Origin of the sequence: Maribacter forsetii DSM 18668 (assembly GCF_000744105.1) — a bacterium.
In the GTDB taxonomy this organism is placed as follows: Bacteria; Bacteroidota; Bacteroidia; order Flavobacteriales; family Flavobacteriaceae; genus Maribacter; species Maribacter forsetii.
Genome location: NZ_JQLH01000001.1, coordinates 179,609 through 206,356 on the forward strand (window position 1 = coordinate 179,609; position 26,748 = coordinate 206,356).

Here is a 26,748-nt window from a genome sequence, read left to right on the forward strand (position 1 = left end):
AGTAGTTGTCGTTTTAAATTAAAAAAGCCCTAAAAAGGGCTTATAAGACTTGTAATAGCATTAAAAATATCAATTGGTATTTTTAATGCCATTGAAAAAAATTATACTGTTATTTTTGCGCTACTTTTGCCCAAGAATCGCGTAAACCTACGGTTCTGTTGAAAACTAATTTATCTTCAGTAGTATCAGGATCAACACAGAAATATCCTATTCTTTGAAATTGAACCCGGTCTCCAACTTGTGCCTCTTTTAAATGAGGTTCTACAAAACCTGTTATTAGCTGTAAAGAATCTGGGTTTACAAATTCCATGAAATCTTTGTCCTTATGTGTATCTGGACTCTCGTCTGTAAATAAACGATCGTATAAACGAACTTCGGCTTTAACTGCATGTTTGATAGATACCCAATGTAATGTTCCTTTTACCTTACGTAAACTTTCTTCGGTACCGCTACCACTTTTACTTTTTGGGTCGTACGTACATTGTACCTCTATAATATTCCCATCAGTATCTTTTGTGCAAGACTCAGCTTTTATGATATATGCGTTCTTTAAACGAACTTCTTTTCCAAGTTTTAATCTAAAGAACTTCTTATTGGCTTCTTCCCTAAAATCTTCTCTTTCAATATAGAATTCTCTTGAAAAAGGAACTTTTCTAGAACCGGCACTTTCATCTTCGGGACTATTTTCTGCATCTAACCACTCTTCTTCCCCTTCTGGATAATTTGTGATGACCACTTTTAGAGGATCTAAAACACCCATAACCCTAGGAGCAACTTTATTTAAATGATCTCGTACTTGAAACTCTAATAAAGAAACGTCAATTAAATTATCTCTTTTTGCTATACCTATAGTATCTGTAAAATTGCGGATAGATTCTGGAGTATACCCTCTTCTTCTTAAACCGGAAATTGTTGGCATTCTAGGATCGTCCCAAGAATCAACAACACCATTTTCTACTAATTTTGCCAGTTTTCTTTTACTAACTACAGTGTGACTTAAATTTCTACGAGCAAACTCACGTTGTTTAGGTCTTACTTTAGTTTCATCATAGACTTGATCCAAAAACCAGTTATATAGCTCTCGGTGCATGGCAAACTCTAATGTACAGAATGAATGAGACACCTGCTCTATATAATCGCTTTCGCCGTGTGTCCAATCATACATTGGGTAAATACACCAGTCGGTATTTGTTCTATGGTGTGCTTTATGTAGTATACGGTACATAATAGGATCTCGCATCAACATATTTGATGATGTCATATCTATTTTAGCCCTTAGCACATGAGACCCTTCCTCAAAATCACCATTTTTCATCTTTTCGAAGAGTTGTAAATTATCTTCTATAGATCTATTTCTATTTGGACTATTTGTACCTGGTTCTGTAGGTGTGCCTTTTTGAACGGCCATATCTTCAGAAGATTGATTATCAATATAAGCTTTGCCCTGTTTAACCAATTCAACGGCCCAATCATATAACTGTTGGAAATAATCTGATGCATACCGTTCGGTATCCCATTTAAAACCTAACCATTCCACATCCTTTTTTATGGCATCTACAAATTCTTGCTCCTCCTTTGCTGGGTTGGTGTCGTCAAACCTCAGATTTACAGGTGCATTATATCTTAAACCTAAACCAAAGTTTAAGCAAATAGAGCTTGCATGCCCAATATGAAGGTAACCATTAGGTTCTGGAGGAAAACGAAAACGTAATTCGTCTTTGGTATAACCATTTACCAAGTCCTCTTCAACAATTTGTTCAATAAAATTCAAAGACTTCGTTGTCTCGCTCATGTCATTATTTTTCAGGCTACAAAAGTAGCAAAATTGCCTTAATTGGCAGGTTTAAAAAAGATACACCTTACATAAAATGAGTTTCACAACAGAAATCTTCCTTCCGACAACATAAAATTCCCATTCGTCGTATTAAATAACATATTTGTCTATGAAATGTTCGGAATATAAAAAACTTATTAACGAACTTTTCAACCGTAGTGGCCCCCATAACTACAAATACTTATGAAAACTTTGAACAAACTTACCGTATTTACAGCACTATCCATGCTATTTTGCGCTTTTCAATTATCTGCGCAAGCAATAGTTATTAATGCACCTGAACCTGCAGACAATCCAAACCTGTCAGGAAGTACTCCGTGGTCTGCCGTCTGTGCAGGAAACGGCGGATTCAATGAATATTTTGTCAATATTACTTGGATAGGTACCGCCAATGCAGGCAACGAATTTATTCTTGAATTGTCTGATGCCAGCGGAAGCTTTAGCAATGCTCAAACTTTGCAAACGATTACCGATCAAAATACGGTGAAAGATTTTGATACTAGTTTCGCTATACCTACAGACACTCGTGGCGAAGGTTATAAGATGAGAGTGAGAAGTACTGATCCTGAAAAAATAGGTAGCGAATCTGAGGCATTCAATATGTATTATATGGATGTTACCTCTAATTTAAATATTAGTGAATTAGGTGACGGAGTTCCTCCAGGTACGGTATGTAGTACAGGAGCTATTACCTTACAGGTTGATAATATAGCTAACCCAGAAACCTATCAGTATATTTGGTTTCGTAGTGGTACGGAGTTAACAGGTGAAACTGGGCATACATTAAATGTTACGCAATCTGGTATGTACAACGTATATATTGATTATGGACCAAGATGTACTGGTTCTGGTAATACAGATTCTAATATTGTAGATGTAACTATTGGCGGTTCTGGAACCGGTATTGCAGTTACGGCTCCAACTAAAACTTCTTTATGTAGTACAGATACAGAAACATTAACTATAGATCAAACAGATGCTTCTTGGAGCTACCAATGGTTTAAAGATGGTGTTGAGATTGTTGGTGCTACTTCAACTTCTTATAATGTGAATGCTGCCATTGCAGGTTTTGAAGGAGACTATGCAGTAGAGATTTCTGGTACAGGTATCTGTAATGAAAGATCGGCCGTAGTAACCATAACCAATGCAGAACTATATACCGTTACTGTAGAGAATGAAATCAATATGGTTTTGTTACCTACACAAAATGAAGTTTTATCTGTTAGTACAACAGCAGTTACACCAAGTTATAAGTGGTTTAGAAATACGGTTGAGATTTCTGGTGAGACTGGCAGTTCAATAACAATTACTGAAGATGGTGAGTACTATGCAGAAGTTACACAAACAGGCGGTTCATGTTCTGTGTCTTCTAAAAACTCTGATGTGACTACTGTTGTGTCTCCTGCTTCTTTTGAAATGACCATAAATTATACTGATGCATATACATCTTGTGAGACCACAAGTACTACATTAGGTGTTGAACTTATAAACGCAGTTGCTTCAGATGGTACAAAAACGGATGTTACCAGTGCTTTACTTGATGGATTTACCTATGAATGGAGTAAAGATGGTGCTGCCATAAGTGGTGCAACTAGCAACAGTATTAGTCTGGCTTCAAATTCTGAAAATGGTGATTACGATTTAAATGCAACCATTGGCAGTTTTGATGTAGATAGCAATGTCTTACCTGTTCAGTTATTAACGAATGAAACGGTGGCGATTACAAGTTCAGGAATTGTTTTCTGTAGTGGTGGCGAAACTATTACGTTAAGCACAACAACCGACTTAAGTTCTGCTACATACCAGTGGCAATTAGACGGTGCATCCATTAATACTACAGATGCTGTATTAACAGTTTCTACCGCAGGTACATATACTTTAGCAATAGATATAGATGGTTGTTCCCTTATATCTAATGAGATTGTTGTAACACCGTTAGATGAAAACTTAATTACCCTTGATCCAGGTACAGAAATAGTAATGCCAGAAGGTACTTCTAGAGTAGTTACGGCAAGTGGAGGAACTGCTTACAGATGGTTAGATGCCAATGCGGTAGAATTGAGTAACTCTGATAGTATCACGTTTACCGAAGCCGGTAGTTATACCCTGGTAGCTTCTATTGACAACTGTGAGATTATTAGACAGATTGAAGTTACCTATTTAGACACCTTTAAAGTGCCTAATGTAATTACCGTGAATGGAGATGGTATTAATGATCAATGGATCATACCTAACTCTTATTCCAATAAGGCTGATGTCAATGTAATTATTTACAATGAACAAGGGCAAGAAATTGTAAACGAATTTGATTATAAAAATAACTGGCCGCAGTCAACTACTGCGTTCACCAAACAAAACATGGTATTCTACTATAAAATCAGGAATGCCAGTGAAGTACTTAAACAGGGTACGATCACAGTAATACGTTAAGCTCACCATGCTAAAGAAAAGTGTTTTATATCTATTGTTATTTGTGTTAGCTATCATGAAGGTTAGCGGGCAAGAGGATAATCCGTTTGTATCATACGATGTTCCTTCCCAGAACCTTTTGAAGTATAACCGATTCTTAATCAACCCAACGTTTTCAACGGTTAGGGAAGATAAATCCTATGTTAATTTGTTACACCGAAACCAATCGGTACAATTTGATGATAACAATCAAAATTATTTCTTAAGCTATAGTGGACGTATTAATGATAAAACCGGATTAGGTCTTAGTCTATATTCTCAAAGAGAAGGTATCTTAAGCAACTTTGGTGTGTTGGCAAATTATGCTTACGGTATTAAACTGAACGACAAAAGTAACTTTACTTTTGGTGCTAACGTTTCTTACTACCAAAGTGGGTTTGATAACGGTAGAGCATCTACTGTAGAAGAGGATCCTTTTTTAGCAGGTTTACAAGATCAGAACCTTTTATCATTTCAACCTGGTTTTAACCTTTCTTACGGTAAATTCGATGTTGGTGTATTTGCAGAAAACCTTTTTGATTACAACTTAAAGACAAGCGAATCTGTAACGGAATTTAAGGACAAAACATATTCTGGTCACCTACAATATACCCATCAGTTTGAAAAGCAAGATGGTATTTTTGAACAAGGGCGTTTAATGCCTTTGGCAAGAGTTAGAAAAGTAGGAGAAGAAGATGTTACCCTTGGAGGAAGTTTAATTCTAGATCTTCCAAAACTAGGATGGATCCAGGGTGGATATGATAGTTTTTATGGCGCAGCCGCTGGTGTAGGTTTTAACCTTAACCAAAGAATTTCTTTAGGCTATACCATGGAAAAAGGGTTGTCTAACAACTTCGATAATTTTGGAGTTACGCATGAGATATCATTTGCTTATTCATTCACTCCAAACCTTACTGAAGATAGGGTAATGTTAGAAGATGATTATGAAGATGATTTGGTGCAAAATGATGAAGAGTCAGAGAACATTGCAACCAATGAGGAGGTAGAGGAATTGAAGATGAAGCTGGCAGAAAATGATGCCATCATTGAAGAACTGATGTTTCGTCAAGATTCATTAGAAGCTATTCGTCAATCAGATTTAGAAAGACGTTTTGCTATGGTAATGCGAATGGTTCGTAATGAAACCAACGGAGAAAGACCAGACCTTGAAAATAAGGCAAAAGAACTGTTCTTAGATGGAGACAGTAATACTGCGGTTGCTTCTAACTATAACCCAAGTAATTCTGGAAATTCAAATACCAATAGTTATAATCCTAACAACACAGGTGAGTTGGTAAATAGTAATGAAACGGCTGGTGTAACCCCACAGAATAGGGTAGCGGTGATTACCAACGAAAGACAAAACCCGGTTACGGAAAGACAAGAAGTTGCTGAGACCAATACAAATTATACTGATAATGATAATTTTAAAGAGCAAGTACAGCCTAAAGACGCAGTGGTTGCCAACAAACCAAGAAATACTTCTACTCCTGTAGCCAATGCTGCTAGAGAAGTTGCACAAGACGGAGTGAAAAGTAGAAGGTTTAAAGACTTACCAGATGTTACAGATGGTTATTATGTAGTTGCCAATGTATACAAGGGCGGTCAGTATATGAACAATTTTATTGACGACTTAAATGCTAAAGGTATAAATGCTGATTATATTGATAACCCAAATACAGGTTTAAAGTATGTTTACCTTCAACGTTATGATACATTTGAAGATGCTGTTGCTGCACACGATTCTAAATTGAACGGTGCATATGATGGTGCTATGTGGATTATGAACGTTGATAATAGATATACTAATGAGGCCTACGCTAGCAATGTAAATAAGATCAAAGAGAAGTCTTCTAAGTACGACTCTAATGTGCTTACCTCTAATGAGGTTGTAAGAGATAACGTAGAGTCTAGAGAAGCCGATTCTAAATCTTATGTTATTGAGGGTGCCGGTTCTGGGTATTACTTAATTGCCAATGTATTTGCCAACCCTAGCAATGCTAAGAAGTTTGTTTCGCTTTTAAATTCATTTGGATTGAACGCGAGTTACTTTATCAATCCCAAGAACAATTACAGATACGTATACCTTAAAAAGCACGACTCTTGGACCAATGCTTTAATATCTTATTACTCTAAGCTAAACGACGCCTATGATGAGAAGATGTGGATTATGCGGGTCAATCAAGAACTGCTGGTTTAGAACGACTATAGGTTAACATAACGATTATACAAAGCCCTTATCATCTTAGATGATAAGGGCTTTTTGTTTTAATAGATTGAGATTCATTTCCAAAATGAAATATTTAAAAACCAATCATTATATTTTAACTAGAAGTTTTAATTTCATTTCATGAAACTTTGAAATCAGACAAACTGGAAATGTTTTGACGGTCGGTTTATTAAAAATACCGACATGTATTTATGAACTCTTATTTTTTATTCTAATTTCAAAGAGAGAAGATATTTTATGTTTCAATGCCATCACTCTGTATAATTATTAAGTCCTAAATATGAGATAAAGATTGTTTTTAAGACCATTAATTTTAGGTGCTTTTCTTTAAACTAAGCAGGATAATATTACTAAGATGTAAATTCAAAATGCATTTTTTAAAAGTGAATTTTTTCTCCCAAGTCAAGTGCATTTAATTGACCTTGGTTTTTAATGAGTGCTTTAAAATATCTTTCCTTATTTTTCATGAATTTGTTTTTTTACGGTTATCATCATATGCGGACTAAATGGCAAAATGTAGCTATCGTTTTCTGTAACTTGTAGAAGTTCAATTAATGTCTTTCTTTTTTTATCATTTCCTATGTTTGCAAAGAAGTCTTTATCAAGCCAAGCCATACCTTCAACCGCATATTTGTTTAAGTACGTTAAATCTTGCTGTAAAAATTCCTCTTTTAGTTGTTCGGGTTTGTGATAATAGGCCTCGGCCAAAAGCCAAGGAAAATCATCTGGTGGATTGTGTATTCCTGTCGTCAATTTCAACTTGCACATTTCAAAGAAGGACCTTTTATGTATGAGACCTTTTAAGAGCCCAACTAAAGTTGATGCTGTATAATTGATAGCAAACCCTAAAATGATTTCGCCATTTTTTAAAACGCGCCTAGCTTATATAATGGTTGATTCTCGATCTTCTTTTCTCTGAAGATGATAAAGAGGCCCATGAAGTATGATGAGGTCTGCATAGTTAGTTGGGAAGTCTAATTTTCTAGACTCACCTAAATGAACCCAGAACTTGTTCTTTAATTTCTTAGCTCTGTTTTCTGCTAGTTGCAAATGTTTAGCAATGGGTTCTACTAAATGAACGTCATGTCCTTTTTTGGCAAGCCACTCCGCATATTTTCCTGTACCGCCACCAACATCTATAATTTTTGACGATGTGGTAGAAAGGTATTTTTCAATAAGCGATTTTATTCTTTCAAACTCAAATACACCCATGCCTTTTTCCAGTCTGGTTTCTTTAGAAGCTTTGTTATAAAACACTTTTATATTTCCACTGATTAACTGTTTACTTTTCATATAATTCATCATAATAACATCACGTATCTAATTGCGAAAAACAATTTAAAATGTGACAGTTCAATCGATTTTTCTATCAATTGCCTTTGTTTAAAATTTGATTTAATAATGGAATGTGATTATCTGTGTACAACATGAATTCTGTGCAATGTGATCTCGATCATGGAGATAGCCTTTTAGGTAAGACTCAGATATTATGTGTAATTAGTTTAACAGATTTTAAAGATAGAAAATATTCTATTGCAACATGGTGGTAGAGTTTTGTTTTGTGTTGATGATAGTCTTTGTAATAAATTTTTAGGACGTTTATGAGCCACTAACATTGCTCCTAGACACTTGGCAATAATTCGTCTGTTATTCTTTAGAGTTGCCTATATAGTTTAAAATATACTTAGTGTTTGATATGGCTAATTCTACCGGATTAAAACCCAATAAGGAAGCTCTAATAACACATTTTTTGAAAGAATTTATTCTATGATCAAATGAATTTTAAGTTTATAATAAACGAACTTTTACGAGGTTTTTTGTCAAAAACCTAATACTAAAAACCTATTGAAAGAGGGTTGATTTTATACTGTTTTGGACCTCAAAACCATCACTTTGTAACTGATAAAATATTAGAATCGTTTCTAAAAGAAAGGAACATTTATAGGTAGAATAGTACTATATTTTTAATGCAACTTACTAGTTTATAAGTCTAAAACTAAGGGTTTATTCGTAAGGTTTTTAGAACCAATTCTTTATCAAATTAACACAAAAGCAGAAATATTGAAGTAATGCTAGTATGTAGTTAATCGCTGAAATACACTCTTTTTTCAAAATCACAAACCCATTCTATTTGCTGTTTCACAACAGAAAACATCGTTGCTACAACAATAAATTCTTTAGCCAACTAGTATGGTTAATATTTGTTATTGGAGAATTCCGCGTGGAACAATGCGAAATTGATATCAAATGAATGGAAGCCTCCGACAATTTTACAACATGACCAGACTGACTCAATTTTCAGATTTTACCAAACACATTTCTCCCATGGGAAAACAGTACTCAAAATGTTTATTTTTCATTTTATTCTTGGCACTTGGTTTACAAACTGCGGTTGCTCAGGTTAAAAATGATTTTGATGTTCGTTACGAAGCAGATATTCGAGGAGAACTTACTTTTATTGCCAACAATATTGTTAATAGACAGGTTGCTGAACGTACCGAGCGACAATGGGTTTTTAGAAATGGTAGATGGAGAAGAGAAAACGTTACTATACCAGCAGTTTCACCTAATGAGCCACTTAACGCTACCGGAAGTTCTTCAGATTATAATGATAATTACGACATGCAGTATATTGATGTCGATAATGATAACAGCACATTCAGTTCTAGTAGTGCTAACTTAGAAATACCGGATGTTGATTGTTCATTGGTGCGTTATGCAGGACTTTATTGGTCAGCCGTTTATGTAAATCCAGATAGAAGTAATATTGACGATATTAAATTTAGAACTCCAGGAGGAACTTACCAAGATATTACTGCAGATGAAATAATTTTTGATGGTAATGGTGATGTAGATTTTGGTTATTATAGTCCCTATGCCGCATACAAAGATGTAACTTCTATTGTATCAGGACTGGCAAATCCTAATGGAGATTACTTTGTTGCAAACGTTAGGGCAAGTACAGGTAATAATATCTCAGGAGGTATTTCTGGTGGATGGAAAATGGTAATTGTATATGAAAACCCAAACTTGCCAGGCGATAAGTTTATTACCACTTTTGACGGTTATGCAGGTGTTAAATCTGGAGAAAGTATTGATATTCCTGTAAATGGATTTACAACTCTACCAGCTCCTTTTCCAGTATATGCAAATATGGGTGTTGGGGCTTTAGAAGGTGATAATAGAATTGGTGGTGATGCTTTACAAATTAATGCGAACGGATCTTTTACAACATTATCAAACGGACAAAACCCAGCCAATAATTTTTTTAATTCCAGTATTACTCAGTTTGATGCTCAGTATACCAATAGAAACCCTAACAGTATAAATACACTAGGTTGGGATGTTGATCTTTTTGAAATACCCAATGGTGGTGCCAGTAATACCGTAATACCTAATGGATCTACTAGTGCCATTTTAAGAGCCAGTTCTTCACAAGACAAATATGATATTTTCTTTACTTCTTTTGATGTCGATATTATTGCGCCAAACATTGTTTTGGAAAAAAGAGTACAAACCCCAGGTGGTGTTGACATTACAGGTCAAGGGGTAAACTTAGGTCAAACATTGGATTATGTTTTAACTTTTGAAAATATTGGTAACGATGACGGTGTTAACTATACTATTAGAGATGTATTACCAGTAAATGTTTCTCCACCAGATGGTCGTAGCTTTTTTAATGATGCAGATTTTTCTTTTCCTGCACAAATATGTACGGGAACTCCAAGAACTTGTTATGAGATAACGTATACCTATGACCCTTCAAGTAGAGAAATAGTTTTTAATGTTCCAGATGTTTATGTTGAAGATGAGGATGGAGAATATTCCATTATTTTTAGAGTACAGGTAGCTGAAAACTGTTTTGATTTTATTGACGCATGTTCTGACTTAATTGAAAATTTGGCCTATAGTTCATACCGAGGTGAAAATAATTCTGCACAAGTTACCGATGACCCTAGTGTTACCGATTTTAACTCTTGTGGATTTGTTGTTCCGGGAGCTACCAATTTCTTATTGGATGATTTGTCCGATTGTAATTTTCAAAGAACCATAGAACTTTGTGGTACAAGTACCATTTTAAATGCAGGTGATGGTTTTGATTCCTATGTATGGTATAGAGATACAAATAGTAACGGTGAAATTGATGCTAGCGATATTGAAATCAATGACGGTGATCCAGATAATGACCCAAGTACACAAGTAGTAACACTTGTTGGTCAATATATAGTAGATAAAATTGTTGCCGATCCATGTAAAGGGTTTAAAGAAATTATAAATGTAGAGCCCTTTGGTTCGGGTAATTTACCAAACCCTGTTACGGAATACTTTAATGAAGTAAATGGTGATGCCGACCCTAGTAATGATATACCTGGCGAAATAGTTTTCTGTTCAGATGACAACTCTTTTTTACCTAAAATTTTCTTGTGCGGTATTAACGACACTCAACCATTGGCTGTTAATATTGTTGATGCACAAAGTGTTGCTTGGGAGATTTTGGATGAAGGTAGTTGCGGTGTAACTGTTGGTGAGGATTGTGCCAACAGAGCCCTTACTTGTTCTTGGACAGAAGTAGGTACCGGTAGTAATTATTTATTAAATGCACCGGGTGAATATAGGCTATCCGTAGTGTATCAAAATGGGTGTACTAGTAGTTTCTATTTCAAAAGTTTTCAGAACAATTTAGATATAGATTTTAATAATAGGGATATTGTCTGTGATACTGATGGTAATATTACCATTACAAATATTGGAGCGGGTTATGGTTATCAATTGGTAGATAATGACACTAATAATACAATTGTTCCTTTTAGTGCTAACAACGGTCCAAGTTTTGATTTTGCTTCTGGTGAGAACGGTTCTTATAGAGTTGAGGTTACTCAATTAGATACAAACGGTGATCCAATTCAAGATGCATGTATTTTTTCTACTCCGGTTATAGGTATTAGAGAAAGAGCGGTAACATATGACGTAAGTGTAACTCCAGAGACGTGTTTCAACTTAGGTACCGTTACGCTACAGATTACAGATGCTGATTCTCCATATGATTTTGAAATAAGACTAGATGATGGCACTAACGGTGGATTGGGTACATTAGTAGATAGCCAAAATGGTCATGCAGATAATAACTATCCTTTTACAGATGTAAGTGCCGGTAATTATATCGCATATATTTCTACAGATGATGGATGTTCTTATAGTGAAGCGGTTACTGTTTTAGATGAGAACGATTTAGAACTTACCGCTAGTGTAGACCAACATATTACTTGTGAAGATGGTATTATTTCAATGAACGCTAGTGGTGGTAACCCAGATTACTCTTATGTAATTTGGAGCTATGTTGACGAGGGAGGAACTACGGTTACTTCTTATTCTGATTTTGCGGATATTCCTGCAACCAATTTCCAAACAGAGACTACATTCAATGTTTCTGGAGCTGGAGATTATGTTTTCTTGGTATTGGATAGAACAGGCTGTTATGTAGAATCAAATACGGTCTCTATAGAATATCACCCAACTGCAGATTTTGACCCAACTACTGTTACAGATGTACTTTGTTTTGGTGAAACTACCGGTAGAATTCAGTTTAATGTAACCAACCCTAATGGCTATACTTTAGATTTCGCATTATTTGATGATACTGATCAACCATTAGCTGATAACAGTACAGGCAGTTTTCCAAACTTGGCAACAGGAGACTATAGAGTTGAAATTACCCAAACAAGAGGTACGGCAACTTGTATTTCAGAAGAAAGCTTTAGTATTGACGCACCAACGGCTGCAATTAGTGGTGATGCTATTTTGGTTCAAGATTATACCTGTTTACAAGAGGGTATTATTGAGGCACAAAATGTAATAGGAGGTACCGCACCATATTCATACAGTATTGACGGTATTAACTTTGTTCCTGATACAACAGCAAACGCAAACCGCTTTGAAAACCTTACCGATGGTTCTTATACCATTACTATTAGAGATGCTAATAACTGTACTTTTGTAACCAATCAAATTGTTATTGATAGACCAAATCCACCAACGGATTTAACTATTGTAGAATCCCAAATCACGTGTCCTACAGGAACATCTAATTTAACAGTAAACGCAATTAATGGTACAGCACCTTACATATATTCCATTACTGCACCTTCTGCCATTGTTCCAACAAGTACCTCAGGAAATGAGGCTGTCTTTGAAGATTTGTCTCCAGATACTTATACGGTTAGGATTACTGATGCGGATGGCTGTTTCTATGAAGAGAATTATACGATAAATGCGATTAACCCAATATCCGCTAGTGGGGAAACAACACAACCGATCAGTTGTTTTGGTGCTGAAGATGGTATTATTCGTTTTAATGTAAACTTCCAAGCGGGTCAAAACTTTACGTATACAATCACCGGTCCTACAGGTGTTGAAAGAACAGGTGGTACAGAAGCTGTTATCGATAATATCAACAACTTAGCTGCTGGTATTTATACCATAGACATTGTAGATACAGATACCAACTGTACTTATTCTTCTACACATGAATTGGAAGGTCCTGCTTCGGCGTTGACCATTTCTAACCTAACTGAAACACAACCTAGTTGTATAACAGATGGTAGTGTTAGTGTAACCGCATCTGGCGGATGGGGTAGTTATGTTTATGCATTGAACAATCCAGATAATTCTGTATTTGGCTCTAATTCCACAGGTTCTTTTACAGGTTTAACTCAGTCTGGTACATATAACGGTACGGTAACAGATGCGAACAATTGTAGTATTCCTTTCACATTCGATTTGGACGCTGCGGAAGCTCCCGTTCTAGTAATAACACCTAATCAAGATTGTTTTGATGATGCCGTGTTATTGACCTTGACCGCAAGTGTTTCTTCTGGTGGTGACGGTACTTTTGAATATAGTTTAAATGGCGGTCCTTTTAGTTCAAATAATGTGTTTTCAGATCTTTCAGCAGGAACATATACAGTTGAAGTAAGAGATGGTAATAATTGTACAGATGCGGAGAGTATTACTGTAAACCCGGCATTAACGTTAACGGCAAGCGCAAGTAACATTACTGCCTGCGGTACCGATACCGATATAAATATTTCTGCAGCCGGCGGAGATGGTAATTATGTGTATGCAGTAGTAAATGATGGGGCAACCCCAAATGCGGGTGACTTTGATCCGAGTTCTATTGTGACAGTTACTGGTACAGGTGTATATGATGTATATGTAAGAGATAATAACGGTAATGCTGATTTCTGTGAATCTTCATATGAGATTACAATAGACCAAGATGATGCATTAACATTATCTATTTCTAATACAGATATACTTTGTAGTGGAGAAAATCAATCTACTTTAACGATAGTTGCTTCTGGCGGTGAGGCACCTTATACGTATAGTATTAATAATGGGGCAAATTATCAAACTCCGAATACTTTTAATAACCTTGGTGCAGGTTCATACAACATTAGGGTAAGAGATGCTAACCTTTGTGAGGTAAATCAGATTTATAGCATATCAGAACCATTAAATTTATCTGCTTCGGCTGCAGTTGCGGCATTAGTAGAATGTAATCCATCTGATGGTGCTGAGGTACGTATAACAAATGCTCAAGGTGGTACACAACCCTATATGTATAGTTTTGATGGCGGTAGTACATATGATACTAGTGCTATTGGCTACCTTTTAGCGGGATCGCACACCGTGTATATTCAAGATGCGAACAATTGTACCTTTCCAATGGATATTACTATTGAGCAAGCACCTACACCACCAAACGTTGAATTAACGCCTAGCGTAGATTATTTATGTGATGGTACGGGTATTGTTACCATATCTGCAGATAACTCTAATTTAGAATATACTTATAGTATTGATGGAGTAGAAAACACACCAGCTAATTCTAATGTTTTTGATGCTGTAACTGTTGGTACGCATACAGTTTCTGTAGATTATATAAGTAGTACACCACCATCTGTTAGTACTTTATTACAAGAAAACTTTGGGTCTGGTGTAAATACGAGTATTTCTCAAATAGACCCTTTATATTGTTATGAGCCACAAGATGGTAGCGAAAGTCTTTGCGGATTTGGGACGGATACACATATTCAAGATGGAGAATACTCTGTTACCAGTGTTATTTCAAACCCATACGGAAGCTGGTTAAGCCCTAATGATCACACAGGAATAGCTAATGGTAGATTTTTAGCAATAAATGTTGGAGGCGCCGCTGGTGTTGGAGGTATTATCTATGCTAAAAGAGGAGTGGAAATTATTCCAAATAGAGATATTACCATTTCACTTTATGCATTTAACTTGTTGCGTAATGGAACTTCGGGAGGTGACCCTACGATAGAAATAGAACTGGTAGATGCTGGGGGTAATGTAATTGCTAGTACAGCAACCGGAAATATTCCTAAAAATAATGGAATAAATGATTGGCAAAATTATAATGTAACTCTAGATCCAGGGTCTAATTCTAATTTAGATATTGTTATTAGAACAAATTCTGCAGTAGTTAATGGAAATGACATTGCCATTGATGATATTTCAGCAACACAAACTCCAGAACAGTGTTCGCAGACAGTTACTATAGATGTTACGGTAGAAGATGGTAATGCATTTGAAGCTAGTCTTCTTTCTTCTAAAGATTTAGATTGTACTGGTGATAATTCTGGTTCTATTACTTTTGAAGTGGATAATTATGGCGCAAGCGGATTTGAATATAGTTTAGATAATTTTGTGAATATTTTAGGTAGCACTACGGTATCGCCCCAAACAATACCTGGACTTGCTGCGGGAAGTTATAGAGTCTATGTTAGAGAGGTAGGAAGTTCTTTGCCAGGTTGTACTACATTTTTTGACCATACTATTGATGAACCAACATTAGTAGTTGCCAGTGCCGATCTTACCCAAGATTTTACATGTAATAATGGTGGTGCAGAAATTACAGCAAGTGCAACAGGTGGCACACCAGGGTATGAGTATCAATTAGAAGAAGATGCTCTTGGAGTGGTAACCCTATATCAAACAAGTGCTGTTTTTAACGGATTGCCGGCAGGTACATACAATGTTCGTGTTAGGGATGCCAATGGATGTACTGATTTAACAGATACGCCTATTGTTGTAACAGATCCAGAAACACCAAATTTTACTTTACTAGAAACAAATTGTTATAGTGGTAGTAATGATGCTACAATTACTGTAGATGTTACTGCTGGTAATGGAGATTACCAATTTAGAATTAATGGAGGGTCTTATGTAACTCCATCTCCAATAGATGGGACCACATATACGTTCACGGGACTTTCAAATGGTACATACACTGTTGAAGTTACCGATGCTTATGGTTGTGATGCTCCTGCGCAAACAGTAACCATTGAACAAGAGGTTACGGTAAGCGCTAGCGCAAGTACGATAACGGCATGTGGAACCGATAGCGAAATTAATATTACCGCTGCAGGTGGCGATGGAAACTACGTTTATGCAGTGGTTACAGATGGAACAACACCAAATGCGGGCGATTATTCGGCTACGAATACGGTAACGGTTACAGGTGCTGGGGATTATGATGTTTATGTTTTGGATAACAATGGAGCAGCAGATGCATGTTCTGCCATGTATGACATCAATATTGATCAAGATGCTCCTGTAGCAGCAACACCAACAGTTGTTGATGTTACTTGTTTTGGTGGTAATAACGGTAGTATTTCTTTAGCCGCTAGTGGTGGTGAGGCTCCTTATACGTATAGTATTGATGGTGGTACTTTTGGTACGGTAAGCACATTTACTAATCTTACTGCGGGAACTTATGATGTAAGAGTAAGAGACGTAAACGATTGTGAGCTTATCTTATCTGTTCCTGTTGATGAATTACCTGAAATAGTAGCGGAAAGTGCACAAACAGAAGATTATACTTGTAATCAATTAGCAGAGATCACCGTTGGTGGTGTTACCCCTACAGCTGGCGGTTCTGGTTCATATCAATATAGCTTAAATGGTGGTACTTGGACGACTGCTACCACGGGTGGTACGGTTTTCACAGGATTGACCGATGGGACATTTACCGTTCAAGTTAGAGATGCAAACAATATCGCTTGTGTAATAGACCTTCCTAGTATTATTATTGCTCCTTTACCAACAGCACCATCTTTAACGAGTAGTGTTGATTATAGCTGTGATGGAACAGGGATAATTACCATTCTTCCAAATGATGCTTCATATACCTACAGCATTAATGGTAATACTCCTCAAACGAGTAATGTATTTAATAGCGTTGCAGTTGGTCAACATACCGTAACCGTAGATTATGGTAGTGATTGTACAACAGATATTATTGTAGATGTTCAAGACGGTAATGCTTTTGAAGCTGCAATTCAGTCTTTTGAAGATTTGGACTGTAATGCAGATAATAGTGGTACAATTACTTTTGAAGTCGATAATTTTGGAGCTGGCGGTTATGAATATAGCTATGATAGTTCTTTTTCAACTATAGCAGGTAGCGATACGCTTGCAACGCATCAAATAACAGGTTTGGCTGCTGGTACTTATACTATTTATGTTAGAGATGTAGATAACCCTATTGCTGGGTGTACGGTTCCTTTAACACAAACAATAACAGAACCCTCAGTACTTGTAGTTTCAAATACACCTGTTCAACCTACATGTGATGATGATGGTTCAGTAACAATTAATGTAACTGGCGGTACTTCTGCATATTCTTATGTAATTGAATTGCCTGATGCTTCATCAACGCCTGCACAGAATTCAGGAATATTTACAGGTCTTGATCAATTAGGTTTACATACAATTACGGTTACCGATGCTAATGGTTGTACTGAAACAGATACCTTTACATTGGTAGCTCCTGCTATTCCGGTTGCAAGTATTTTACCTAGTTCAGATGTATGTTTTGATTCTTCTGTATCAGGATCGGCGACTATAGAGGTAGGTGCAACTGGCGGAGTGGGACCATATTCTTATAGAATGGGTACGGGTACATTTACAACATCAAGCACCTTTACAAATCTAACTCCTGGTAGTTACACTTTTGAAATTAGAGATGCTAACGGTTGTACAGATACCGTAGCATTTGATATTGAACCTCAACTAACCGCAACACTTACGTTAAATAAGGACTTAGATTGTACAGTATCACCAGATGCAACTATGGATTTACAGGTTGCTGGTGGTTATGCACCTTATACGTATGAGTTAGATGTAAATAGCGGTGGTTATACCGCTTTTACCGGAACATTTCCATATGCCACTTCTACAGCAGGTACATATAGGTTTAGAGTAACAGATAATCAAGGTTGTACAGCTGTTTCTAATATAGTTACGGTTACACCAACAGTAAACCCTGTTGCAACGGAAACCGTTACCAACCCTACGTGTTTTGGAGACACCAATGGTATCGTTGAAATCAATGTGGATCCTAACTTTGGTTCATCGCCTTATGAAATTAGTTTTGACAGTAGTGCCTTTACAAGCCAACGTGTATACACAGGTTTAGCTGCTGGTACTTATAATTATATAGTTAGAGATTCTAAAGAATGTACTTATAATGGCAGTGTAACTGTTGTTGACCCAGTATTATTTGATGCAAATGTTGTTGCTACAGATGTTAGTTGTGGCGCTACTGGTGATATTCCTGGTAGTATTGATATTACAATAACTAGTGGTGGCGCACCTAATTTTACCTACACTTTATATGACAATCTTAATAATGTTGTTCCTACGACAGGACCAAACCCCGTTGTAAATACGACAGCAACTACGGTAACTTTTGACGGATTAGCTTTCGGAGACTATTATGTACGAGTATTAGATGCCAATGGTTGTGAATATTACGAAAATCCAGTAAGGGTTCTTTCTAACCCATACGTTGCAATTGAAACCTTAACACAAGCGGTGAGTTGTACAACTGGAGGAACTGTTGATTTATTAGCTAGTGGCGGTTCTGGTAATTACGATTTTACAATTTACACAACAGGTATTGCACCAGATTCTGAAGCAGCAGGAGCAAATTCTGACGAAGAGATAGCAACGTATACCGGGCTTACCCCTGGGCAGTCTTATGTTTTTCAAGTAATAGATACGGATACTAACTGTTCTAGTTTCGTTGAAGTTGACATAGACCCGGTTTCTAACATAGATGTTGTGGCTGACCCAACGGTAACAGATGTTTCTTGTTTTGGAGACACCAACGGTTCTATTGCTTTCCAGTTTGAAGAGTATGACCCAAGTGTTACGGTAATTAATTATGAAATTAGAGAAAGTATTAGTAATACGCCATTAGGAGGTGCATATTCAGGTAGTGTTACAGGTCCACCAAGTCCTGGACCAACTCCTTTGGAAACAGTATCAAATATTCCTCCTGGAGATTATGTCTTATTTTTCCAAGAAGCAACTACACCAGAATGTACAAATACATATGAATTTAGAATATTAGAGCCTAATCCGGTTACATTGACCTTGGCAGACCAAAATAATGGGTATTGCTCGGAAGATGCTAATGTAACCGTAATTGCAGGCGGTGGAAATGGCTCTTATACGTATGCCTACGTTGAAAATGGTGTTTCTCCTGTTGCTGGTGATTATGTTACTAGTAACTATGCGGAATTAGACCCTTCGGTTAATACAGAGTGGGATATTTATGTGATGGACGGTAACGGTTGTTCTACGGCACTACCATTGGATGTTACTATTGCAGATGACCCAACACCGGCTATTTCTGGTGTCGTAATCAACCAATGTACGGCAGATGAAGGTGACTTTATTATAGAAATTACTTTGGACGGAGAAGGTATTCAACCTTATACTTTGAGTATAAATAGCGGTTCTTACCAATCATCTACGTTGACTACTGCAGGCTCAACACATCAGTTTACAGATTTAAGTTCTGGAAACTACACCGTTCAAGTTCGTGATTTTAACGGTTGTGGAAATGTAGAGACGATCGAAATTTTTGCGCCTACTTCTATTTCGGCAGAAGTTACTACCCAACCTTCATGTACGGAAGGAGATGGGGAAATAATAATTACGGCATATGGTGGATCTACATTCTATGAATATGAATTATTCGATAATGGCGGAGTTAGTGTAACTGGAAGCCCTCAACCTTCACCTATTTTTACAGGATTGGATTCAGGCATTTATACTGCTCATGTTTATGATACGGTTTTGGGTGGTTGTACTGCACAAACAGACGTAGAATTAGAGTTGGCTACTCCAGTATTATTTACAACGGATATTACCGATGTAACCTGTTTTGGAGCAACAGATGGGTCTATAGTGGCCATTTTAGATGCATCTATGGATAATCCACCGTACGTTTATCAATTATTTATTGAAACCGCGCCTTCGGTGTTAACTCCTGCAAGTGCCCCTCAAACAACGGGTACATTTACAAATTTAGCCGCAAATGATGATTACGTTGTTAGGGTAACTTCTGGTCGTGGTTGTGAATTAGAGGTAGATAGTCCTGTAGGTACTCCGTTACAAATTGCAAATGTAAATGCAGATGTTGTTGAATTTGGTTGTACAGCCGGTAACAATTTAAACAATGCAACTATAACCGTAGATACGGCAGCAATTACAGGAGGTAGCAATACCTATTTAACTTACGAATTTATTGATAGCAGCTCTGCTGTTGTTCAGTATGGATCATCTAATGTTTTAACGGTTACCGATAGAACGGGTGAAACGTATACCATCAATGTTTATGATGATAATGGATGTTCCGGTAACACTACGGCTACTGTGCTTCCGTATGACGAATTAACAGGAGCAACGGCCGCTGTGACCAATACGGTTACATGTACGCCTGGTTTTGATGGCGAAATTACCCTAACAGCTACATCAACAGCTAGTGATGATACGAAATATGAATATAGTATCGATAACGGTACAACTTACCTTTCTACCAATGTTTTTGGCGGATTGTCCGCTGGAAACCATAACTTCTTGATAAGACATACAGATACGGGTTGTATTGTAACTGCTTCGGCTATAATTGAAGAGCCAAACACGTTTACTGTAGATGTTGTTAAAACTAGTGAAGTTATATGTTTTGGAACCAATACAGGTGAGGTAACTTTTGAACTGATCGATGCTACATATAATACAGGATTCGATTGGGAAATTTTCCGTACCGATAATACTTCTGTTCTTAGTGGTTCTGAAGCTGCGAACGGTCCTACACCAATAATTAATTTAGGTGTTGGTGAATACTATGTTTCTATTTCACAAACCAACAATCCATTCTGTACCAATGTTGAATTTTTCAATATTGCAGGTCCAGATGCAGCTATTACCGGTAATACGGTAGTAACTGATATTACTTGTGTACCAGGGAATGATGGTACCATAACCATTACCGATGTTGTTGGTGGATGGGGTGGCTATACCTATTTTGTTGGCACAAGTGCTCCTGTAACTACAGATTTCGTAGCTAACGCTACTTTTGATTCGTTACCTGCTGGTACATACCAAGCTTGGGTTCGTGATGCTGAAGGTTGTGAGCAATTAATACAAGATAATATTGTACTTGATGTTCCAGACCCAATTGCGGCAACATTAGCAGTAAACATAGAGAATTGTACAAACTTACAGGGAGAAATAGAAGTTAGTGTGCCAACTGGCGGTCAAGGAAGTAACTATACCTACCAATTGGTAATGAATACGTCTAATTTCCGTGCTCCGCAGAACACTAGAGTTTTCTCAGGTTTAGGTGCCGGAGTATATGAAGTGATCATTACAGATCAATGGGGATGTACATTTACAACTCCTCCAGTAGAATTATACGAACAGTTAAGTGCAACTACTACAGTAGACAAAGCTATTGATTGTACGGGTACACCAGGTGGTACTATAACTATCAATGTAACCGGTGGTTCATCAAACTTAGAGTTTATAATGACACCTCCAACAGGTGCTGCAGTAACTCAGTTGAATGACCCAACATTTACAGGTTTGGTTGATGCTGGTACATATAGTTTCTTAGTAAGAGATTTAGATACTACAAATCCTGTTTGTGAGTACCCTGTAACGCAAGAGTTAGCTCCTGCCATTCCGCCAGTATTTACAGATTCTCATATAGATATAACTTGTTTTGGAGCTAATGATGGTTCAATTACATTGACACAAGTGGAAAACGGAGTAAACCCGTTAACGTTTACCATATCTCCTGTAGCAGGAACATTTAACCCAAGCAACAATACGTTTGAGGGTTTACCTCCAAACACCTATGTTGTGACTGCAACAGGAACTAACGGTTGTACTACGGCATCAGGTAACATTATAATAGACGAACCTGCATTAATATCGAACATAGATACTACAGTTGTAGAATTCGGTTGTACTGCTGGTAATAATCCTAACAACGCTAGAATTACAGTTGACGAGACTGCCATTACCGGTGGTAGCGGTAACTATGTAATCTATGAATTTGTGGATAGCAGTTTGGCTGTGGTACAATCTGGTGCATCAAATGTATTAGTGGTTACAAATAGAGCAGGTGATACTTATACCATTAATGTTTATGATGACAAGGGTTGTGCTGGTAGCACAACAGCTACTGTTCTTCCTTTTGATGAAATTACCGATATAGACGCTTCGGTTTCAAATACGGTTACATGTGCTCCTGGTAGCGATGGCGAAATTACGGTAGTGGTGACATCTACCTTAAGCGACCCAACTAGGTTCCAATATAGTATTGATAATGGCATCAGCTACCAAATTTCCAACGTGTTCGGTAGTTTGTCTGCGGGATCGTATACGATTTTGGCAAGACATATTGATACGGGTTGTGTGGTTTCTGTTGCAGAAACTATAGAAGAGCCAAACACATTTACCATTGATGTTGTTAAAACAAGTGATGTAATTTGTTTTGGAACTGATACGGGTGCTGTGAACTTTGAATTAGTTGATGCAACCTATCCTGGCGGATTTAATTGGACTATTTATGACACTGAGGGAACATTAGCAGATACTAGTGATGATACGGTTGTTATTTCTGGTTCAGAAGTAACAACAAATGGACCTACAGCAGATATTGACTTATTTGCAGGTAGTTATTATGTTTCTATCACACAAGACAACAACCCGTTCTGTACAAATACAGAAGCATTTACTATCAACGGTCCTTTAGCTGATATTACAGGAAATACTGTAGTAACTGATATTACATGTGTACCAGGAAATGATGGTTCAATTACCATTACCGATGTTGAAGGTGGTTGGGGTGGTTATACGTATTTTGTTGGTACAAGTGCTCCTGCAACTACAGATTTCGTAGCTAACGCTACTTTTGATTTGTTACCTGCTGGTACTTACCAAGCATGGGCTCGTGACGCTGAAGGTTGTGAGCGATTAATTCAAGACAATATTGTACTTGATGTTCCAGACCCAATAGCAGCAACATTAGATGTAAACATAGAGAACTGCACCAACTTACAAGGAGAAATTGAAGTGAGTGTGCCTACTGGCGGTCAAGGAAGTAATTATACATACCAATTAAGATTAAACGGTGCTGATTTCCGTGCTCCACAGAACACGAGAGTATTCTCAGGTCTTGGTGCTGGTAGTTATGATGTTACTATTATAGACCAATGGGGTTGTCCTTTTACAACTAATGCGGTGGTGCTTTATGAGCAAATGGATGTTTCTACGACAGTAGATAAGTCTATTGATTGTACGGTGACTCCGGGTGGAGAAATAACTGTTAATGTAACCGGTGGTTCAACAAACCTTGAGTTTGAAATGACTACTCCTTTAGGTTCTGTGGTAACTCAAACAACAGGTGTGTTTACAAACTTAACAGAGGCTGGAACATATACTTTTGTGGTTAGGGATTTAGATACGACAAACCCAGTTTGTGAAAGAACGGCAACTCAAGTTCTAGATGCGCCAGTAGCACCAGTACTATTGAATGCAACTATTGTTAACGTAAGTTGTTTTGGGGATAGTAATGGTAGTATAAGAGCCAATATTGATCCGGCAACAGATGATAATCCTATTTATCAATATGAATTATATGATATTGCAGATTTGGTAACGCCAATTGTGCCTGCTCAAAACGATCCGTTGTTTACAGGTTTAGCTGCAGGAGAATACCAAGTAAGAGTAATTTCTAGTAGAGGCTGTGATGCTGTTAAGAATGAAACCATTACTCAACCAACGCAATTAACCGTTTCTGCAACAGCAACAGAATTTAGTTGTGCGGCAGATAATAGTGTAAATACTGCGACTATAACAGCTACGGCTGGTACAGGTACAGGAACCGCACCATACCTATACAGTATTGATAATGTTATTTTCCAAGCGTCAAATACATTCAATGTTACGGACGATGGAAGCGTACAAACCATAGATGTTTACGTAAAAGATGCCAATGGTTGTACCCGTTTCGATACCGTTACAATTCAACCTATAAATACATTTACGGCTACAGTAGCTCAAGATGTCGAAATTACATGTACAAACGATGAGAGAATAACAATTTCAGTAGTTGATAATGGTTTGGTACATAACTACGGTTATGAGTTGTTACCAATTGGTAATGCCACAGGTACTTTGGTTAGTACAACAGCAACATCTGCAACTTACGATTTAAATACTGTTGGTTCCTATGTATTTAGAGTTACAGATTTAGATACGGGTTGTTATGTTAATACGGAAAGTTATACGGTTGCTCCGTTCGATTTTATAACTGCTACGGCAACGGCCATAACAGAAGTTACATGTTTTGGTGACACCAATGGTAGTTTAGAAATTGACATTGATGGCTATACTGGTAATTATACTTATGAAGTCATTAATAGTGCAGGTACATCTGTTATAGCAGCAACTGCTTCGGATACCAGTGTTAATCCAAGAACAATAACAGGGTTATCCGGTGGTAGCTACTATGTTACCATTACAGAAACAGATGTTCCCTTTTGTTCTGAAGATACAAATATGGTGACTATAATTTCTCCGGATAGACCACTGAGCGGTGTGATAACGCCTTTGGCAGAAGCTACTTGTACAGATGATCAAGGGGTTATTGGAGTTGAAATAGAGGGCGGCTATAGTCCTTATGATATCGTATTGACTAACACTACAACCGGTGATATTTATACCATGGACGATGTAAATGAAGGAGTCTTTACAGATTTAGCTGCGGGTGCTTTCACAATAAGTATTACCGATGATGCCGGATGTATTGTAAATTATACTGAAACATTAACGCCAGCAACACCTATAGTGGCTAATGCAACTCCGCTTGTAACAGACCTAGCTTGTTACGGTGATACAGGAGCGGTTGTAACTGCAAATGTAACAGGTGGCGGTAGTGGAAATTATAGTTATCAGTTGAACTATTATGATGAAACCGGTACTACGATTACAACGACTACTGGACCACAGACGAATCCTAATTTTACGGATTTAGGAGCAGGTTTCTATAGTATTACCGTAGTTGATGGTTGGAACTGTGACACCACAACAAATACTGTTGAGGTAAGAGAGCCAACAGAAGTACAGGCAAGTTTAATTAGAACAGATGCATTAACATGTGCTGAAGGTGCTGAGTTTGAACTTACTGCATCAGGTGGTAGTGGTACATATGAATACAGTGTAGATAATATCAACTTCTTGCCAATGTCAGGTAATGTTGTTTACTTGCCAGAAACAGGTACGTATCAAGCAGGTAGATATCAATTCTATGTTCGTGATGCTATTAACGGTTGTGAATCTGCAATCTCCAATGCAATTACAGAAAACGAAATACCGCCGTTATTGCTATTTGTTGATGATACTGCTGCGGTACTGAACTGTACAGGTGAAAGCACGGCTATCATTTATGCAACTGCCGATGGCGGATTAGGTAACTACCAATATGAATTGTTTACAGATAGTTCTTTAAGCGTAGCTTCTAGAATTGCCGGTCCACAATCTCAAGGTGTGTTTAGAGATTTAAGTGCAGGTACTTATTACGTGACTGTAGTTAGTGATGATTGTACAACAACACCTGAAACTGTTGTTATTGTTGAGCCAACACCGTTGTCTTACACAGATAACGTAGTAGATATTACATGTTCTGGTGAAAATGACGGTGAAATAACTGTTACACTTTCAGGCGGAGCTGGTGGTTATCAATATGCGATTTCACCGAACTTGAATCAGTTCTACGATGAAAACACGTTTACAGAATTGGCTCCTGGCGAGTATACGATAATCGCACAAGATCAAAACGGTTGTTTTGAATACTTGACCTATACCATTTCTGAACCAGCAAGTTTGGTTGTTGAAGTAGAGACTACACCGGAAATTTGCGTTGATAGTCAAGATGGTACTATAATTCTTGATATCACAGGAGGTACGGCACCATATAGCACAGCGTTGAATTCTAATAGCGATGCAGATTTTGTATTGAACAGAACAGAGTTCTATGACATGGCTGCTGGTAATTACCTAATCGTAATTAAAGATGCTAATGGCTGTGATACTAACGTTGTTGTTGATATAGAAACCGGTGTAAACTTAAATGCTACCGTAGTACCGGTATATGAATGTTCAAGTGATACACCAGATAATTTTGTGAATATCACCCTAGAGGATGATAGTGTAATTGGAGATGTGTTATACGCAATAGATTCTGTGGACCCTGCAGATCTTCAATTAAATCCTGATTTTAGAAACTCGGCACCAGGCAACCATTACATTACAATTGCTCATGCTAATGGGTGTATACAAACAGTTGACTTCGTAATTGAAGCCTTTGAACCGTTAACACTTGTATTGGAGCAGAATAACATGAACGAAATAACTGCTGTTGTTGAAGGTGGTCGTGAAGGTTATACATACTATTTCGATGGCTATGATAATGGTGACAATAATACGTTCTATATCACTAGAACAGATACCTATGAAGTTCGTGTTGTTGATGAGAACGGATGTTCTACTATTGCTAACATATTTATGGAGTTCATAGACATTGAATTGCCTAATTTCTTTACTCCTGACGGAGATGGGCAGAACGATTTATGGATACCTAGAAACATTGAACAATACCCTCAAATACTAATAAAAATATTTGATCGTTATGGTAGAGTGGTTTCCGAACAAGAAGTTGATTCTGAAGGTTGGGACGGAACATACTTAGACAACGAATTGCCAACTGGAGACTACTGGTATGTAGTGAAACTGAACGGCGATCGAGATGAAAGAGAATTTGTTGGACACTTTACTTTATATCGTTAAAAAC

6 protein-coding genes are annotated in these 26,748 nt (G+C 37.2%); 3 read left to right on the forward strand and 3 right to left on the reverse strand.

Going from position 1 to position 26,748, the window contains the following annotated elements; translation table 11 throughout:
- Positions 1-109: 109 nt before the first annotated feature.
- Positions 110-1,792, reverse strand: a complete 1,683-nt coding sequence (locus P177_RS00845; protein WP_036150877.1) for a glutamine--tRNA ligase/YqeY domain fusion protein — start codon at positions 1,790-1,792, stop codon at positions 110-112.
- A gap of 225 nt (positions 1,793-2,017) precedes the next feature.
- Here P177_RS00845 and P177_RS00850 point away from each other — a divergent pair, with 225 nt between their 5' ends.
- Positions 2,018-4,264, forward strand: coding sequence for a T9SS type B sorting domain-containing protein (locus P177_RS00850; RefSeq protein ID WP_036150879.1), 2,247 nt, complete (start codon positions 2,018-2,020; stop codon positions 4,262-4,264).
- 7 nt (positions 4,265-4,271) lie between these two features.
- Positions 4,272-6,482: a PorP/SprF family type IX secretion system membrane protein gene (locus P177_RS00855; RefSeq protein ID WP_036150881.1), complete on the forward strand. Its 2,211-nt coding sequence runs from the start codon at positions 4,272-4,274 to the stop codon at positions 6,480-6,482.
- A gap of 486 nt (positions 6,483-6,968) precedes the next feature.
- Here the strand turns inward: P177_RS00855 and P177_RS20295 are convergent, their stop codons facing one another.
- A complete protein-coding gene (locus P177_RS20295; protein ID WP_245232986.1) occupies positions 6,969-7,280 on the reverse strand; it encodes a hypothetical protein in 312 nt (103 codons plus the stop codon).
- 114 nt (positions 7,281-7,394) lie between these two features.
- Positions 7,395-7,805: a class I SAM-dependent methyltransferase gene (locus P177_RS20300; protein WP_245232987.1), complete on the reverse strand. Its 411-nt coding sequence runs from the start codon at positions 7,803-7,805 to the stop codon at positions 7,395-7,397.
- A gap of 984 nt (positions 7,806-8,789) precedes the next feature.
- On the opposite strand from P177_RS20300, the gene P177_RS00865 reads away from it, so the two are divergent.
- Positions 8,790-26,744, forward strand: a complete 17,955-nt coding sequence (locus P177_RS00865) for a T9SS type B sorting domain-containing protein (protein WP_036150883.1) — start codon at positions 8,790-8,792, stop codon at positions 26,742-26,744.
- Positions 26,745-26,748: the final 4 nt, after the last annotated feature.